The 16488-nt window shown below is 68.6% G+C and carries 16 protein-coding genes and 4 pseudogenes; 14 read left to right on the forward strand and 6 right to left on the reverse strand.

Translation table 11 applies throughout. The features are described from left to right. Positions 1-318: 318 nt before the first annotated feature. Positions 319-2547, forward strand: coding sequence for an NADP-dependent isocitrate dehydrogenase (locus AC3AP7_RS02270; protein ID WP_475765987.1), 2229 nt, complete (start codon positions 319-321; stop codon positions 2545-2547). 114 nt (positions 2548-2661) lie between these two features. Here AC3AP7_RS02270 and AC3AP7_RS02275 read toward each other — a convergent pair whose 3' ends face one another. Next, the gene (locus AC3AP7_RS02275; protein ID WP_475765985.1) at positions 2662-2889 is read right to left on the reverse strand and encodes a hypothetical protein; all 228 of its coding nucleotides are present in this window, start codon (positions 2887-2889) and stop codon (positions 2662-2664) included. Positions 2890-3414: 525 nt separating this feature from the next. Here AC3AP7_RS02275 and AC3AP7_RS02280 point away from each other — a divergent pair. The 6 genes from AC3AP7_RS02280 to AC3AP7_RS02305 all read left to right on the forward strand — a co-directional run bounded on the left by AC3AP7_RS02280 (position 3415) and on the right by AC3AP7_RS02305 (position 8121). Next, a complete protein-coding gene (locus AC3AP7_RS02280; protein WP_475765981.1) occupies positions 3415-3855 on the forward strand; it encodes an Hsp20/alpha crystallin family protein in 441 nt (146 codons plus the stop codon). A 17-nt stretch (positions 3856-3872) separates the two neighbouring features. After that, complete coding sequence (locus AC3AP7_RS02285; protein WP_475765979.1) at positions 3873-4277, forward strand: Hsp20/alpha crystallin family protein; 405 nt, start codon at positions 3873-3875, stop codon at positions 4275-4277. Between the two features lie 414 nt (positions 4278-4691). After that, positions 4692-5012 (forward strand): hypothetical protein, encoded by a 321-nt coding sequence (locus AC3AP7_RS02290; RefSeq protein WP_475765977.1) that lies wholly within the window; start codon positions 4692-4694, stop codon positions 5010-5012. A 115-nt stretch (positions 5013-5127) separates the two neighbouring features. After that, positions 5128-5772, forward strand: coding sequence for a DsbA family oxidoreductase (locus AC3AP7_RS02295; protein ID WP_475765975.1), 645 nt, complete (start codon positions 5128-5130; stop codon positions 5770-5772). Between the two features lie 152 nt (positions 5773-5924). Continuing rightward, on the forward strand, positions 5925-6704 hold the full coding sequence (locus AC3AP7_RS02300; protein ID WP_475765973.1) for a hypothetical protein: 780 nt from the start codon (positions 5925-5927) through the stop codon (positions 6702-6704). 226 nt (positions 6705-6930) lie between these two features. After that, positions 6931-8121 carry a hypothetical protein gene (locus tag AC3AP7_RS02305; protein ID WP_475765971.1) on the forward strand — a complete coding sequence of 397 codons (1191 nt, stop codon included), beginning with the start codon at positions 6931-6933 and terminating at the stop codon, positions 8119-8121. A 52-nt stretch (positions 8122-8173) separates the two neighbouring features. On the opposite strand, the pseudogene AC3AP7_RS02310 reads toward AC3AP7_RS02305, so the two are convergent. Further along, a pseudogene (locus AC3AP7_RS02310) lies at positions 8174-8541 on the reverse strand (DUF779 domain-containing protein). After that, positions 8507-8707: pseudogene (locus AC3AP7_RS02315) on the reverse strand (aldehyde dehydrogenase family protein); the annotation flags it as partial. The pseudogenes AC3AP7_RS02310 and AC3AP7_RS02315, both read right to left, overlap by 35 nt. Positions 8708-8814: 107 nt before the next feature. On the opposite strand from AC3AP7_RS02315, the pseudogene AC3AP7_RS02320 reads away from it, so the two are divergent. After that, positions 8815-9027, forward strand: a pseudogene (locus AC3AP7_RS02320) (outer membrane protein assembly factor BamB family protein); the annotation flags it as partial. An 84-nt stretch (positions 9028-9111) separates the two neighbouring features. Here the strand turns inward: AC3AP7_RS02320 and AC3AP7_RS02325 are convergent. Next, positions 9112-9411 (reverse strand): hypothetical protein, encoded by a 300-nt coding sequence (locus tag AC3AP7_RS02325; protein ID WP_487362705.1) that lies wholly within the window; start codon positions 9409-9411, stop codon positions 9112-9114. Here AC3AP7_RS02325 and AC3AP7_RS02330 point away from each other — a divergent pair. Further along, positions 9380-9592 (forward strand): annotated as a pseudogene (locus tag AC3AP7_RS02330) (cytochrome C); the annotation flags it as partial. The gene AC3AP7_RS02325 and the pseudogene AC3AP7_RS02330 sit on opposite strands and share 32 nt — an antisense overlap. Positions 9593-9632: 40 nt before the next feature. On the opposite strand, the gene AC3AP7_RS02335 reads toward AC3AP7_RS02330, so the two are convergent. Further along, positions 9633-9899 (reverse strand): hypothetical protein, encoded by a 267-nt coding sequence (locus tag AC3AP7_RS02335; RefSeq protein WP_475765967.1) that lies wholly within the window; start codon positions 9897-9899, stop codon positions 9633-9635. A gap of 4 nt (positions 9900-9903) precedes the next feature. On the opposite strand from AC3AP7_RS02335, the gene AC3AP7_RS02340 reads away from it, so the two are divergent. From AC3AP7_RS02340 to AC3AP7_RS02355, 4 genes are all read left to right on the forward strand, one after another. Further along, a complete protein-coding gene (locus AC3AP7_RS02340; RefSeq protein WP_475765965.1) occupies positions 9904-10089 on the forward strand; it encodes a hypothetical protein in 186 nt (61 codons plus the stop codon). 649 nt (positions 10090-10738) lie between these two features. Further along, positions 10739-11458 (forward strand): 2Fe-2S iron-sulfur cluster-binding protein, encoded by a 720-nt coding sequence (locus AC3AP7_RS02345; protein WP_475765963.1) that lies wholly within the window; start codon positions 10739-10741, stop codon positions 11456-11458. 11 nt (positions 11459-11469) lie between these two features. Continuing rightward, entirely contained in the window at positions 11470-12471 is a 1002-nt protein-coding gene (locus AC3AP7_RS02350; RefSeq protein ID WP_475765961.1) for an FAD binding domain-containing protein, read from the forward strand. Continuing rightward, complete coding sequence (locus AC3AP7_RS02355) at positions 12468-14681, forward strand: xanthine dehydrogenase family protein molybdopterin-binding subunit (protein WP_475765959.1); 2214 nt, start codon at positions 12468-12470, stop codon at positions 14679-14681. Before AC3AP7_RS02350 ends, AC3AP7_RS02355 begins: the two co-directional genes overlap by 4 nt. 42 nt (positions 14682-14723) lie before the next feature. Here the strand turns inward: AC3AP7_RS02355 and AC3AP7_RS02360 are convergent, their stop codons facing one another. Continuing rightward, positions 14724-15917: a hypothetical protein gene (locus AC3AP7_RS02360; protein ID WP_475765958.1), complete on the reverse strand. Its 1194-nt coding sequence runs from the start codon at positions 15915-15917 to the stop codon at positions 14724-14726. Between the two features lie 263 nt (positions 15918-16180). Between AC3AP7_RS02360 and AC3AP7_RS02365 the strand changes: the two genes are divergently transcribed. Next, positions 16181-16444 carry a cupin domain-containing protein gene (locus tag AC3AP7_RS02365; protein ID WP_475765956.1) on the forward strand — a complete coding sequence of 88 codons (264 nt, stop codon included), beginning with the start codon at positions 16181-16183 and terminating at the stop codon, positions 16442-16444. The last annotated feature ends 44 nt before the right edge of the window (positions 16445-16488 follow it).

A 16488-nucleotide genomic window follows, 5' to 3' on the forward strand; every position in this document is an offset into this window, starting at 1 on the left:
GCGCCCGCCGGCGCGCGCCCAGCCAAGGTTGCGCAGCGAGTTATGGTAAACACGCCTATACTCACGGGCGCGCCCCAACAGTCGCTTCATCGGCTCGGCCCCTCTCGCGGCACAGCCGGCGGCCTTGCACGCGGCCTCGCCGCGCGCCCGGCCGGATGGCTGCGCAGATCCGCTCCCTCGCATTGCACCGCCGCTGCCCCGGCGGTCCGATCATCCCGCGGGGACGGCGCGCGGCGGCCTGCGGTATGCACGGTGCAACCTGGTCGGTTCAGCGCGGCCTGCGCGCTGGCTTTCTTTTCATCAAGCAACGCATCAGATATGTCTACATCGCCGAAGATCATCTACACCCTCACCGACGAAGCGCCCGCCCTCGCCACCTACTCGCTGCTCCCGATCATCAAGGCCTTTACGCACTCGTCGGGTGTCGACGTCGAGACGCGCGACATCTCGCTGGCCGGCCGGATCATCGCCACGTTCCCCGAGCATCTCGCCGACGGACAGAAGATCGCCGACGATCTCGCCGAACTCGGCGCGCTCACGCTGCGTCCGGAAGCCAACATCATCAAGCTGCCGAATATTTCCGCGTCGGTGCCGCAGCTGAAAGCCGCGATTGCCGAACTGCGCACGCAGGGCTACAACCTGCCGGACTATCCGGACGAGCCGAAGAACGACGAAGAGAAGGCCGTCAAGGCGCGTTACGACAAGATCAAGGGCAGCGCGGTGAACCCGGTGCTGCGCGAAGGCAACTCGGACCGCCGCGCGCCGCTGTCGGTCAAGAACTATGCGCGCAAGCACCCGCACAAGATGGGCGCGTGGAGCGCGGATTCGAAGTCGCACGTCGCGCACATGGACGGCGGCGATTTCTACGGCAGCGAGAAGTCCGCGCTGATCGGCGAGGCCGGCACCGTGAAGATCGCGCTGACCCGCGCGGACGGCACGACGGCCGTGCTGAAGGAAAAGACCGCGGTGAAGGCCGGTGAAATCATCGACGCCTCGGTGATGAGCAAGAAGGCGCTGCGCCGCTTCTTCGAGGAACAGATCGCGGACGCGAAGGCGCGCGGCGTGCTGTTCTCGGTGCACCTGAAGGCGACGATGATGAAGGTCTCGGACCCGATCATCTTCGGCCAGGTCGTCTCGGTGTTCTACGCGGACGTGCTCGCGAAGCACGCGGAAGCGCTCGCGCAGATCGGCTTCAATCCGAACAACGGGATCGGCGATCTGTACGCGCGTCTGAAGGAGCTCCCGGACGCGACGCGCGAAGCGATCGAAGCGGACATCAAGGCGCAGTACGCGCAGCGTCCGGCGCTCGCGATGGTCAACTCGGACAAGGGCATCACGAACCTGCACGTGCCGAGCGACGTGATCGTCGACGCGTCGATGCCCGCGATGATTCGCGAATCGGGCCGCATGTGGGGCGCGGACGGCGCGCTGCACGACGCGAAGGCGCTGATTCCGGACCGCTCGTATGCGGGCGTCTATCAGGCCGTCATCGAAGATTGCAAGCAGCACGGCGCGTTCGATCCGGTCACGATGGGCAGCGTGCCGAACGTCGGCCTGATGGCGCAGGCGGCGGAAGAATACGGTTCACACGACAAGACGTTCCAGATTCCGGCGGACGGCGTCGTGCGCGTGACCGACGAGAAGGGCAACGTGCTGCTCGAACACGCGGTCGAAGCCGGCGACATCTGGCGCATGTGCCAGACGAAGGACGCGCCGGTGCAGGACTGGGTCAAGCTCGCGGTCACCCGTGCGCGTGCGACGGGCGCGCCGGCCGTGTTCTGGCTCGACGCCGCGCGTGCGCACGACGCGCAGATCATCCGCAAGGTCGAGCATTACCTGAAGGAGCATGACACGAGCGGCCTCGATATCCGCATCCTGACGCCGGTCGACGCGACCCGTTTCTCGCTTGAGCGCATCCGCGCGGGCAAGGACACGATCTCGGTCACCGGCAACGTGCTGCGCGACTACCTGACCGACCTGTTCCCGATCATGGAACTCGGCACGAGCGCGAAGATGCTGTCGATCGTGCCGCTGATGGCCGGCGGCGGCATGTTCGAAACCGGCGCGGGCGGCTCGGCGCCGAAGCACGTGCAGCAGCTCGTCGAAGAGGGTTTCCTGCGCTGGGATTCGCTCGGCGAATTCCTCGCGCTCGCGGCCTCGCTCGAACATCTCGGCAACCTGTTCGACAACGCGCGCGCGAAGGTGCTCGCGAAGACGCTCGATCAGGCGACCGGCCAGTTCCTCGACAACGACAAGTCGCCGGCGCGCAAGGTCGGCGGTCTCGACAACCGCGGCAGCCACTTCTACCTCGCGCTGTACTGGGCGCAGGCGCTCGCGGCGCAGACCGAAGACGCGGCGCTGCAGGCGCAGTTCGCCGGCGTGGCGAAGGCGATGGCGGAGAACGAGGCGAAGATCGTCGCCGAACTGGCGAGTGCGCAGGGCAAGCCGGTGGATCTCGGCGGCTACTACCGCCCGGATGTCGCGCGCACGAGCGGCGCGATGCGCCCGAGCGCGACGCTGAACGGCATCGTCGACGCGCTCGCGTAAAACGGCCGGCGGCCGGCGAAGCCGGGCCGCGCGAGCGGCATTGACCGGCCGCGAAAAGCACGATGGCGCCGCAAGGCGCCATCGTCGCATGGGCAGCCCGCAATGGGCTGCCGCTCAGACATGCACGATCTCCCAGTCGCCGATCTGATGCGGAATGTCGAGCGTCGACGTATCCGCCTCGGACAGGTGCGGACAGCACACGCCGCTGGCGAGGTCGTCGGCGGCCTGCTGCGGGCTGTCGAACGCGCCGAGTTTCTGGTTGCCGAACGATGCTTCCCAGCCGTCCTTGCCGGGCAGGATGTAGAACGATCCTTCCGTCGAGCCAAAGCGAAAGCCTTTCATTTTCAGTCTCCCAAGTGCCAATGAAATAACGCGATCTGTTGGGAACAGTCTATGACAGGCCGACGCACTGCAAGGTCGGCAAAGCGGCTTTGCGCCAATAAAAATTATTGTTTTAAATCAACGTGATGCTGGCATTTTTTCGAGATGTGGAATGTGACTGGACATTGCGAAATCGCCGATTTGTGCCCCGCACCACGATTTTTTGTAGTGCAGGGGATCGTGTCACATCGTGAAATTTTGCTGGCGGCGCGGGCGGCAGGCGGTGCCGCGCGCGCGGCGTCGCCCGGTTTCAATGAAGTCCGGGCGAAACCGGCCATCGCACACGGCCGTCGCGCGCCGCGCAAATAAGGGCGGTCCGCGCCGTTTCAACATCAACGGCGCGCTATAGAGGGATGCTGCGAATATCGCCACGGCCGATGTTGAAACACGTGTTTTCGCGCCCATTTGCCAATCCGAAAGGACGGTTGCAGTGCCGGACGAACGGGCGGCCGTCCTCTTCCCATCACGTATCGAGAGGAGTGGACCATGAGTGATTTCTACTTCGGCAGCGATCTGTTCGGCGATATCGGTCGCCTGCAGCGGCAGATGTCCGCGCTGTTCGACACCTTTCCGTCAAGCCTGCGCGGGAGCCGGGCCGACGCTTTTCCGCCGCTGAATGTTGGCAGTACTGAAGAAGCGATCAGCATTGTCGCGTTTGCACCCGGCATCGACCCGGCCACGCTCGACGTGACCATCGACAAAGGCACGCTGACGATCAGCGGCGAGCGCAAGGCGCCCGAGGCGGCGAGCGAAGGCGAAACCCGCCGCTATGCGCAGGAGCGCTTTTTCGGCACGTTCCGGCGCGTGATCGAACTGCCGCAGAACGCCGATCCGGACAAGGTCGCCGCCCGCTACGCGGACGGCTGCCTGACGATCACGGTTGGCAAGCGCGAAGCGTCGAAGCCGCGCGCCATCGCCATTCAGTAACGACAACGGAGCCAGCGATGAACGATACGACTGAACTTACCCCGCGCGACACCGGCGCAACGGCGCGCCGCAACGACGAAGCGCCGCGCCGCGTGACGCTGGTCCCGGCGGTGGATATCGTCGAGGACAGCCACGGCGTGACGCTCTGGGCCGACCTGCCCGGCGTGCCGCGCGAGCGGCTCGACGTGAAGGTGCACGACGGGCGCCTCTTTATCGAAGCCGAGGCGGTGGTCGCGACGCCTGCGGATCTGCGGGTGCATCACGCGGAAATTCGCGCGCCGTACTTCGCGCGCGCATTCACGATCAGCGAAGATTTCGACACGACGAAGGTCGATGCGAATCTGCAGAACGGCGTGCTGAAACTGGTGATTCCGCGTCGCGATGCCGCGCGCCCGCGGCGTATCGACGTCCAGGCCAGCTGAGCGGGGCCGGCGGGGGCGGCCGGCGAAACGGCGCGTCTCCTTCGCGTGCCGCGAAGGAGGTCTGCCGCCGCGTCATGCCGCGGCGGGCTTGCCGCGCGACACGCATCAGACGGTCGCGCGCCTCGGCGGCCGGCGCGCTGTCCGGCGGCACTCGCGGCCGCGCGTGCCTAAAATGAAAGTGTTGTGAAAGAAATCCGGGCGCGGGTTTTCAGATTCCGAATTTTTTTGTAATAAGCGCGTCGCCCGCCGCAAGAATGGGGCCGCGCTCGCTTATCATGTGGCCACGTCGCGTGATTGCCACCGTCGCCGAGGGGAGCGGCGCGTGACGAAGCGCTGTCCGATCCGGTTATCTGATCAGGCATACTTATTAAATAGACCAATATGTCTGCAACCCGTCCGGAACCGAGTTCCGGTTTGACCGCCTCCGCGAACGGCCCGGCTTGCACGGCCCGCGAACTGCGCGAAGGCGTGCCGCTTGGCTATGTCAGCGAAAAGCTGCGGCACGCGATTGCCGAAACGCACGACGCGGCGCGCGCCCACCCTGACGCGCGCGAGCGGCTCGTGCACGTCATGTATTCGCAAACCAAGGCATTGCTCGCGCTGCACAATCTGCTGGACGTCGCCAACGCAGAAGGCCTGCCCGAGCATCTGCTCGACATGGAGCGCGACGAGCTGGACCGATGGGTCGCCGCGATCGTCGCGCACGGCGATCTGTTCGGCGCGGCGCAAGGTTAGCCGCGCCGCCTGCCGGCCTGCAATAGCCGGCGAACCGCGCTACGCTTCGGGGTATCCGGGCCCGGTCCCGGCGGATGGCGGGCCGCGCCACAACATGATCCGACAGGGATGCACGATGACACAACCGCTCAGAATCGACTTCATTTCGGATATCGCGTGCCCGTGGTGCGCGATCGGCCTGGCGTCGCTGCAGCGCGCGCTCGAGCGGCTCGGCGACGCGGTGGACGCCCAGATCGTCGTGCATCCGTTCGAGCTCAATCCGCGGATGGGGCCCGGCGGCGAAGCGATCGTCGATTACCTCGGCAAGAAGTACGGACGCACACCCGAGCAGATTGCCGAAACGCAGGCGATGATCCGCGAACGCGGCGCGGGCGTCGGTTTCGCGTTCGGGCCGCGCACGCGCGTCTACAACACGTTCGACGCGCATCGTCTGCTGCACTGGGCCGGGATCGAAGGCCGGCAACTGCCGCTGAAGCTCGCGCTGCTGCGCGCGTATCACACCGACGGCAAGGACCCGAGCGATCACGATGTGCTCGTCGCCGCCGCGCAGGACGCCGGTCTCGATCCCGTCGAGGCGCGCGCGGTGCTCGACAGCGCACGCTATAGCGACGACGTGCGTGTGCAGGAACAGGAGTCGCAGCGTCTCGGCATCCATGCGGTGCCGGCGTTCGTCTTCAACCAGCAGTACCTGGTGAGCGGCGGTCAGCCGGTCGAGGCCTTCGAGGACGCCATCCGGCAGATTCTCGCGAAGGCCGCTTGAGGGTCTGCGTGAGCGTCTGTCTGAGTGTCTGCTCGAGCGTGCGCCTGAGCGTGCGGTTTGCGCGGCGCGCCGCGGCTCGTTGCGCGCGCAACAGTTCCGGCAGCGCCGGCGCGGCGGGGTAAGATCGGAATTTCGTTCCGCTCGCCGCCGCCATGCTGGTCCTCAAGCTCACACTCGTCCCGTTGTTTCTGCTCGGTGTCTCGATGGCGGGCAAGCGCTGGGGGCCGTCCGTGGCCGGCTGGCTCGCCGCTTTGCCGGTGGTGGCCGGCCCGATCCTCTTTCTGCTCGTGCTGGCGCATGGCCCGATGTTCGGCGCGCGTGCAGCCACGTTGTCGCTGTCGGCGATCCTCGCGTCCGAAGCGTTCAACTTCGCCTATGCGTGGATCTGCCGGACCCGTCCGTGGCCCGTCGCGCTCGCGGCGGCCCTGCTGGCCTGGCTGGTCGCGGCCTGTGCGTTGTCCCTGCTGCCGGACTCGCCTCTGTGCGCGGCCGGCATCGCGCTTGCGGCGGTCTGCTTCGGCCAGTCGTTCCTGCCGCGCAGCACGGTTGCCGCCGCGAATCCCCGCGTGAGCCGCTGCGACCTGGCGGGCCGGATGCTGGCCGGCGCGTTGCTCACGGTCTTTGTGACGACGCTGTCGGCCCGGCTCGGGCCGGCATGGAGCGGTCTGCTCGCCGTGTTTCCGCTGCTGGGCAGCGTGCTGTCGGTGGCGTCGCATCGCGCGCACGGTCCCGACTTCGTGATCGCGCTGCTGCGCGGCATGGTGCTCGGGCGGTTCTCGTTTGCCGCGTTCTGTCTGTTCCTGTCGCTTGCCCTGCCGCATGAGGCCGCGTACGTTGCCTTTCTCGAGGCGGCGGCCGTTGCGCTCCTCGTGCAGGGGGCGACGAAGCGGCTCGCGACCACCCGTGCGGCGCGGCCGGCCACGGCGGAGTGAGCGCGCGTGCCGCGGCCGGCCAGCCGGCCGCGGCGCACGAACCACGCACGAACCACGCACGAACCACGCACGAACCACGCACGAACCACGCACGAACCACGCACGAACCACGCACGAACCACGCACGCGCGGGACGATGCGATGCGAAGCCGGCTTCGCGGCTTGCATCCGGGCGGAGCGGCACATGACACGCAGGCCCGTTTGTCATCTCGACGCAGGGGACACCATGACTCTGACTCACATCGGACCGGAAGCGCTGACGCGCAGCGTTTTTTCCATCGCAAACGTTTTGCAGGGCGCCGCGCGTCGCCCCGATGGCCGGCGCGCGCGCCAGCATGACCTGCTGCTCGTGCGTGTGCTGGCTGCGCTGTGCGCGTCCGTGCTGCCGGTTCTCGCCGCTGCGCAGTGGCAGGTAAGCACATTGACGGCGCCGCCGTCGTCCGACGGCGACGCGTCGCTGGCCTTTCCGGTCGTGTCCGGCGGCGCACCGGGCGCCGCCGCGCGCATCAACACCTGGCTGCAAGTTTCGATGCTGCAGAAACTGCCCGGACGCTACCGGCACGATCCGTTTGAAGACGTGGCGCCGCACGGCGACGACCCGTCCGGAATCTCATCGCTCGCGTACGAGGTGAGGAGCGCGACGCCCAGCTATCTGTCCATCGAGATCACCGGCGAATACGACTCGGCGACGATCAACGACATGGACGTCGCGTACAACTTCGACGCCCGTACCGGCGACCTGCTCGGTCTGGCCGATCTGTTCAGCAGCACCGGGCTCGCGCAACTCACGAAAACGGTGCGCGCGCAACGATTGAAGGCGATCGACGATGCGCTGGCTGAGCTACCCCGCTCGCCCAGGACGTCCGATGCGGACGACGATCCCGCGGACCCGCGTCACCTCTATCTCGACTGCCGGGCCGACGTCGTGCGCGAATCGCTCGCCGACCTCGATTTCCTGCTCGGCCGCCATGCGCTACTGCTGAGCAAGGATTGCACGACCTCGCATGAAGCGCGTGCCACGAGCGGCGCCGAGCCGATCGCGAGCCGGTTTCCTTTCGCGAGCCTCGCGCCCTGGCTGAGCGACTACGGCCGCTGCGTACTGGTGGCGCAGCGCGAGGACTGCGTGAACCCGCGCGTCGACGTGTCGCGCGGCATCCTGCACGGCATGCTCGGCGGCCGCTATCCGATCACGCTGGTCTACGGGTCGCCCGCCGGCGACGGGTACTTCTACGACCGTTTCGCGAAGTTCATTCCGCTCGATGTCAAGGCGAGCACGGGCGATAGCGTGCGGCTGCACGAATCCGGCGGCGACGGGCCCGATGCGCAATTCGTGCTGCAACGCGCGGCAGACGGCACGTTCCACGGAACGTGGACGCAGGCGCACACCGGCAAGCGCCTCGCGGTGGTGCTGCGCTGAGCGCGCGGCGCGGCAGGGCTCGCAGCAGCCGGCCTGCTGTGCACGGGCCCGGTCAGCCGGCGCCGCGCGCGACGGGATGAGCGTCGAGCCACGCGCTTTGCGTATCGTCGAAAAGACGCGAGCGGGTCAGAAAACGCAGCCCCGTCGGTCCCTCCAGCGAAAACATGCCGCCGTTGCCGCGCACGGCGTCGATGACGAGCTGCGCCAGTACTCGAACTGCGCGGCGCTCATGTGGAACGGCATGCCGCCGATCTTGCCGAGCATCACGTCGGACGCGCCGACCATGAATTCGCTCGCGGGAAAGCACATCGGCGCGCTGCCGTCGCAGCCGCCGCCCGACTGGTGAAACAGCAGCGCGCCGTGTTCGCGCGCGAGTCATTCGATCAGCGCGAGCGCAGCCGGCGAGCCAGCGGAAATGATCGATCGCGAGCGGAATGTCGGCCGCGAGCGTTTCGCGCGAGGGCTTGCCGTTATCGATCGTCTCCGCGACCGCCAACCGGTGCAGGTTCTGTTCGAGACGATCCGCGATCCGGTTCAGCAGGTTCGCGCGGTCCGCCGGCGAGGTCGCGCCCCATGCGGCGCGCGCGGTCTGGCGCGCCAATGGCATGCGACTTGCCTGAGCGCAGACGCACGCGGCTTCCCGCCGCCTGGCGCGACCGGCATGTCCGGCTTGCGGCAGTGCATCGACACGAATGGCGCTATGCGTTTCCGGCCGATCTGAAGCAGGGCTGCGAGGCGACGCCGATCGTCAACGGCAGCTATCTGTTCGTCACCAAGCCGAAGGACAACGTCTACGCGTTCGATGCGAAGACCGGTAAGCCATTGTGGAAGTACGAGCCGAAGCTCGGCCCTGAATCGTTCAGGACTGCGTGCTGCGACGTCGTGAATCGCGGCGGCACGCTGTACGTGTTCGCGCTCGATCGCAGCTGATGGTACACGTGCGCCCCGCTGCGGTCCGCGGCCGCCGGGGCGCGCGCGCTTCTCTTGCCTTTACTGGAATGCACGACCATGAGCCATCGATTCACCCTGTTCGCTGCGGCCGGGGCCGTCGCGGCTTGCGCCGCGCCGGTTCCCGCGCAGGCGTTCGCCGGCGTGCGCGTCTGCACGATGCCGGGCAGCCCGTCCGCGGTGCTCGATCGCGCAGTCGCGCGCGATGTGCTCGACACGGCGGGTATCGGGGCGTCGTTCGTCGCGCGCGGCATCGACGATGACGGCGGCGACGACGGCATTTCTGCGCATGACCTCGTCAAGACGCTCGGCGGCGAACGCGCATCTGACGATCGGCGGCATCTATCCGTACATGCCGACGAACATGCCGGCCGATCATCCAGGCAAACTGACCGATCAGGATTACGCGGACCGGATGGCGTTTCTGCTGTACACAAACGGCTACGACGCGGGTGGCGCGAAGCTGACCTCGAATGCCGCGCTGGCGTCGACGCCGCCGCTGAACGCGGGCCCGCGCCGCTAGCGCGAAGGCCGCCGCCCCTGCGGCGAGGAGCGCGCGCGTATCACGCGCTGGTCGACAGCAGCCCGGTGGTCTGTCCGCTGGACAGCATCAGTTGCGCGAGGGCGCTCTGCGCACTTTGCAACTGGCCCTGGATCTGCGTGACCTGGCTCGTGTCCGAGCCCTGCAGCGCCGTGGCGAGCGCGCTCTGTGCGCTTTGCAACTCGGCCTCGATCTGGCTGACCTGGCTTGCGTTCGCCCCCGCCGCCGCGCCCGCGCCGGACGACACCTGCGCGAGCTGCGCCTCCAGCGACGCGACGAGCGCGCTCATCTGGGTGAGCGCGCTGCTCGACGAACTGGCCGACGAGGCGGCGACCGCCGCGCCGCCGCCTGCCCCAGGCGACGAAGTGGCCGATGACGCCGCCGATGACGTGCCCGTGCTGGACGACGATGTCGTCGTGCCCGTCTGCGTGCTGCCGGACGCGGATGACGTGCTGGATGAGCCTGCTCCGCCGGCTTGAAGGGTGCTGCCGGTTCCCGGTGTGCCGCTGCCTTGTGTCGTCGCGGCAGACGTGCTGGCGACCGGCGAGGCCGGATACGCGCTGGGCGCGGTGATCGACGGAATCTGCATGAAATCTCTCCTTGGGCATGTGTCCGCGCGACGCGGCTGCGGCCGCGCGGTACGCGCTGCGGCAGCCTGCATGCCGCCATGTCTTTGATAACGGCCGCATCCCGCAGCACTTGAAGCGCTCTTTCTTACCGCGTGTTACCGCCGCTGTTACCGTTGCTTGCGCGCGCAACGAAGACGGTAATGAGGCGGTAAGCCGATGCGCGCGTGACCGCTTCATGAAAAATTGCCATCGATGCTGCGTGCGGGGCGTGCATTTTTTCCTCGCTGCGTCGCGCGGCAGGCCAATCCGGCCGCATCCGATGGCCCGCAGATGACGCGAAACTGACCGTCCCGTCATCCTCGCGCGAGCGTGTTTACTTCGCGCGGCAGTGCGCGCAAGCTCGTCGGACCGGGGCCCGTCCGATGCCCTCGCGGTGCAGGCCGTCCGCGATGTCCGGCGGCGTTTGCGCTGCCAGATCACGTTGTCGCCGCCGCGGGCGTGCGTCGATGCGCATGCTCGCGGCGGTTGTCGCGTTCTTTCAGGGAGCAGGCAGAACGTCATGTCCAGCGATCACGATAAGCCTGGCCCCGACGACGATCCGGCGATCACGCCGTCGAGTCAGTCGCGCCGCCGCTTCCTGCAGTCCGCGGCCGCCGCGGCGACGATCGGCGCGGCGCCGCATCTGCACGCGCAGCCCCGCACGCCGGCAGCGGATGCGCCGGATGCGCCACACCCACCGGCGATTCCTGCGCAGCCGGTACAGCCCGTGCGCCTGAACATCAACGGGCGCGTCTACACGCTGCAGCTCGAACCCCGCGTGACGCTGCTCGACGCGCTGCGCGAATACGCCGGGCTGATGGGCACCAAAAAGGGTTGCGACCGCGGCCAATGCGGCGCGTGCACGGTGATGACCGACGGGCGTCGCATCAACGCGTGCCTCACGCTCGCGGTGATGCACGAAGGGCAGGCGATCACGACGGTCGAGGGGCTGGCGCACGAGGGTGCACCGGCAGCGCTGCAGCGCGCGTTCATCGAGCACGATGCATTCCAGTGCGGCTACTGCACGCCCGGACAGTTGTGTTCGGCGACGGCGATGCTGCGCGAGTTCGCCGCCGGCACCGCGAGCGCGGCGACCGTCGATGTCCGCGCAGCGGCGCCGCAACTGAGCGACGCCGAAATTCGCGAGCGCATGAGCGGCAATCTGTGCCGCTGCGGCGCGTATGCGAACATCGTCGCGGCGGTGCGCAGCGTGCACGCCGGCGAGTTCGGCGCAACCTGACGGAGGCGCGCATGCAGGCTCTCTCCTATGAGCGCGTGAGCGACATCGCGGGCGCGTTGCGCGCCGCGCAGCGTCCCGGTGCGCAATTCATCGGCGGCGGCACGAACCTGCTCGATCTGATGAAAGGCGGCGTCGAGAATCCGCTGCATCTGGTCGACATCACCCGCATCCGCACGCTCGCCGCGCTCGGCCCGCTGCCCGACGGCGGGCTGCGCATCGGCGCGCTCGTGCGAAACAGCGATGCCGCCGATCATCCGCTCGTGCGCACGCGTTATCCGCTGCTCACGCAGGCCTTGCTGGCGGGGGCGTCGCCGCAATTGCGCAACATGGCCACTGTCGGCGGCAACCTGATGCAGCGCACGCGCTGCGGCTACTTCAACGATACCGCGTTCGAGCATTGCAACAAGCGCGATCCGGGGAGCGGCTGCGCGGCGATCGGCGGCGAAAACCGCATGCATGCGATCCTCGGCGCGAGCGCGCAATGCATCGCGGTGAATCCGTCCGACATGAGCGTCGCGCTGGCGGCGCTCGATGCGACGGTGCGCGTCGTCGGCCCGCACGGGGCGCGCACGATTGCGCTCGACGCGTTTCATCGCTTGCCGGGCGAGCATCCCGAGCTCGACACGACGCTGCGTGCCGGCGAGCTGATCACCGCGGTGGATCTGCCGCCGCCGCTGTTCGCGCAGCACGCGTACTACCTGAAGATCCGCGACCGCGCGAGCTACGCGTTTGCGCTCGTGTCGGTCGCCGCCGCGTTGCAGATGGACGGGGCGACGGTGCGCAGCGCGCGCATCGCGCTGGGCGGCGTCGCGCCCAAGCCGTGGCGCGCGCGTGCCGCCGAGCAGAAACTGACGGGGCATGCGCTCAGCGACGCGCTGCTGCACGACGCGGCCGCCGAGGCATTGCGCGACGCGCAGCCGCAATCGGCGAACGGCTTCAAGGTGATGCTCGCGCAGCGCGCGATCGTGCGCGCCGTCAACGAAGCCGCCCAACGCACCGGAGGCGCCGCATGAGCCCGCTGATCGGAGAACCGCTCGACCGCACCGACGGCCTCGCGAAGGTCACGGGCGCGGCGCGCTATGCGGCGGAGTTCGCGCATCCGGGCCTCGTGCACGGCGTGCTCGTGACGAGCACGATCGCGCGCGGCACGATTGCGTCGATCGATCACGTCGAGCGGGTGCAGGCGATGCCCGGCGTGCTGCTCGTGATGACGTGGCAGAACGCGCCGCGCCTGCCCGGCGCGGGGAGGTCGCGGCTGTCGCCGCCGGCCGGCCGCCATCTGTCGCTGCTGCAGGACAACGAGGTTCGCTACAGCAACGAGCCGGTCGCGGTGATCGTCGCGGATACGCTCGAACGGGCCACCGATGCGGCGCGCCGGTTGCGCCTCACGTATGCGGCGCAGCCGGCCGCGCTCGATTTCGCGCAGGCGCTGCCCGACGCGTATGCGCCGACGCATCCGCAGGGCCGCCAGACCGATACGGCGCGCGGCGATCTCGACGCGGGCATGCGCGAGGCGGCGGTGCGCGTCGAGGCGGTCTACACGACGCCGATCGAGCATCACAACCCGATGGAGCCGCACGCGACGATGGCGCAGTGGGACGGTGCGCGCCTCACGCTGTACGACGCGACACAGGGCGTCACCGGCGCGAAGAATGCGATCGCGGCCACGCTCGGCATTGCGCCGGAGAACGTGCGCGTGCTCGCGCCGTTTCTCGGCGGCGGGTTCGGCTGCAAGGGTTCGTCGTGGTCGCACGTCGCGCTGTGCGCAATGGCCGCGCGCGAGGTCGGGCGGCCGGTGCGGCTCGTGCTCGAACGCCCGCAGATGTTCGGGCCCGTCGGCGCACGGCCGCGCACGCAGCAGCGCATCCAGCTCGCGGCGCGTGCCGACGGCACGCTGACCGCAATGCGACACGATTCGTACTCCGATACATCGACCTTCGAGGACTGGACGGAGACCTGCTGCATGGTCTCGCGCATGCTCTATGCGGTGCCGAACCAGGTGACGACGCACCGGCTCGTGCGGCTGAACGTCGGCACGCCGACCTTCATGCGCGCACCGGGCGAAGCGACGGGCTCATTCGCGCTCGAATCGGCGATGGACGAACTGGCCGTGCAACTGGGCATGGACCCGCTCGCGTTGCGACTGAAGAACGATACGGATGTCGATCCGAGCGTGAACCGGCCGTTTTCGGCGAGGGCGCTGCGTGCCTGCTACGAAGCGGGCGCCGAACGTTTCGGCTGGTCGCAACGCCCGGCGGCGCCGCGCGCGACACGGCGCGGCGACACGCTGATCGGCTACGGGCTGGGCACGGCGACGTATCCGGCCAACCGCAACGAGGCGGCGGCGCGCGCCCGCATTTTCGCGGACGGGACGGCCGAGGTGGAATCGGGCACCCAGGACCTCGGCACCGGCACCTACACCGTGATGACACAGGTCGCCGCGGATGCGCTCGGTTTTGCGCCGCACGACGTGCGCTTCGTGCTGGGCGATTCGTCGCTGCCGAAAGCGCCCGGCTCCGGGGGCTCGCAGACCGCGGCCAGCGTGTCGCCCGCGGTGCGCGACGCGTGCCTGCAGGCACGCGCGCGCCTGATGGCCCTCGCGTCCTCGGACCCGGCGTCGCCGCTGCACGGGCTCGCACCCGACGCGCTAGCGGTCGAGGAGGGCTGGGTCGTGAGCCGCACGGATGCGACGCGGCGCGTGGCGGCCGCGACGCTCGTCGCGCGCGCCGGCGCGCCGGTCGACGTGCGGGCGTCCGCGCGGCCCGGCGCGGAGCGCGAGACGTACGCGTTCCATTCGTTCGGCGCGGTGTTCGTCGAGGCGCACGTCGATGCGTTGCTTGGCACGATCCGCGTGCCGCGCGTCGTGGCGGTCTATGACGTCGGCCGCATCCTCAATCACAAGACCGCGCGCAGCCAGCTGATGGGCGGACTCGTCTGGGGCATCGGCGCGGCACTCGAGGAGCAGACGCTGCTCGACACCCGCTACGGCCGCTTCACGAACGCGAACCTGGCCGAGTATCACGTGCCCGTGAACGCGGATATCGGCGAGCTTGACGTGACGTTCCTCGACCAGCCGGACCCGCACATCAATTCGCTCGGGGTGCGGGGGATCGGCGAAATCGGCATCACGGGGGTGGTGGCGGCGCTTGCCAATGCGGTCTGGCATGCGACGGGCGTGCGGGTGCGCGATCTGCCGATCACGCTCGACAAGCTGATGGTCTAGCGCGCGGTGCGGCCCGTTGCGGCGGACCGCGCCGCGCCAGGGCTACGCCGACGCCTGGAAGCGCCACTGTGCGCACAGTTCGTCCGCGAGCGCGCGCTTTTTCTCGACCTGGGCCGCGATGTCCGGTTGTGCGCGCGATGCGTCGTCGAGGTGCGACAGCAGAAACGTCTGCGCGGCGAAGTTCACGGCACGCAGCGCGCGTCCGTCGATGCCGGCCATCCGCTTCGCGTGGCGCATCGCTTCGTCGACGAGGTTGCGCGCGCCGCCCAGATCCGGCGCGACGCCGGCGTGCGCCTGAAGCTGCGCGCGCAGGTCCGGTGCGGCGGCGGGCAGTGCGCCGAGTTCATCCATGTCGACCATGACGTCGACGTGACCGAGCATGCGCCACGTGCAGAGCGTCCACAACGCAACGAAGGCGCGATACGCGTTGTCGCCCTCGACGGTGCGCGCAAACTGCTCGCACGCGGCGGCATACGCATCGTGCGAAGCGGGGACGCCCGGCGGCAGCCGCACGCCGCACAGCCCGATGACTTCGCGCACCGCCGGCTCGGCCTGATTCAGGCCGAGCACGCGAAACGGCGCCGCCACGAAGAACGGGTTGTTCCACTCCTGCTTCAGCAGCCACCCGGACGCAAACTGCGAGGCGGGATTGCGCAGCACGCCCACGTGCATCGCGCCGGGGAAGGCTTGCCGCAGCCAGCGCACGCGTCCCTGCGAGCGGCAGAACTTGAGCACCGGCAGCAGGTTGCGCTGCGTGGCGTGCTGGCACAGCGTGCGCAGATAGTCCTGCAGCGCGGGGAACGTGTCGTCCGGCTGTTCGCTGAACCGGTCGAGGCCGAAGCGTTTGCGGTAGCCGCGCACGCCGCGCGCGCCGTCCTGCATCAGCGCGCGATATTCTTCGTAATACGGCGCGCGCAGCGGCGGATGGCCGGAGGTCAGCACCGGCTGGACCGCCGCAATGTCGGCCGCGCGCAACTCGCCGAGGAGCGGGCTGAGCGGCTCGTAGAACGCGCACACGCGGTCTTGCGCGCGCAGCCGCGACCACAGCCACGTGCCCGCGCTGCGCCAGCCGGTGTGCAGAAAAATGCCCTTCGTTTGTGCGCTGGCCAGTGCGTCGGTTGCATTCGCTGCGTCCGCCGCATCCGCTGCATCCGCTGCGGGTGAGCGGGCGGGATTGGCGGCGGCGCCCGATGGGCGCGGGCCGTAATAGGGGGGGCTGCCGTAAGACGACGTCATCGTGGGGCTTCTCGCAGGGCGGCTCGCGTCCGCGCCGGCCGCGCGCGGGCAGGCAGGCGAGGGGGCGATAGCCGGAAAACAGGGCGGCGAGCGCGTCTGCGATCTCGCCGGCGGCGCGATATTGTCGCGAATCAGGCCGTCAAGTGTAGTGCAAGCGGGCGCGCGCCGGGCCGGATGCGGTCCCGGCGCGCGCCATCCAGCGGCGGACCAGACGTGCCACACTGGGCGCCATTGTTCAACGCTGTCGTTCGAAGGGGATGCTCATGGATCGCGAAACGTTTGTCCTGACTCTTGCCGAGGAGGGCTTTGCGGAGGTCGTCACGGTGACGCGCGAGCCCGGTGTGATGGAGATGCACACGCACCCGTTCGAGGCGAAAGCGCTGATACTCGCGGGCGAAATGCGGATTCGGGCCGGCGACGACGAGCGGGTCTACCGCCCCGGCGACGTGTTTCATCTGCGGGCCCACGTGCAACACGTGGAGCAGTATGGCCCGCAGGGCGTGCAGTATCTGGTGGGCAGGAAGTAGCGTCGGGGCGAGTGCGAGTGCGAGTGAGCGTGAGCGTGAGCAGG

The organism is Paraburkholderia sp. PAMB 6770 (genome assembly GCF_057748135.1).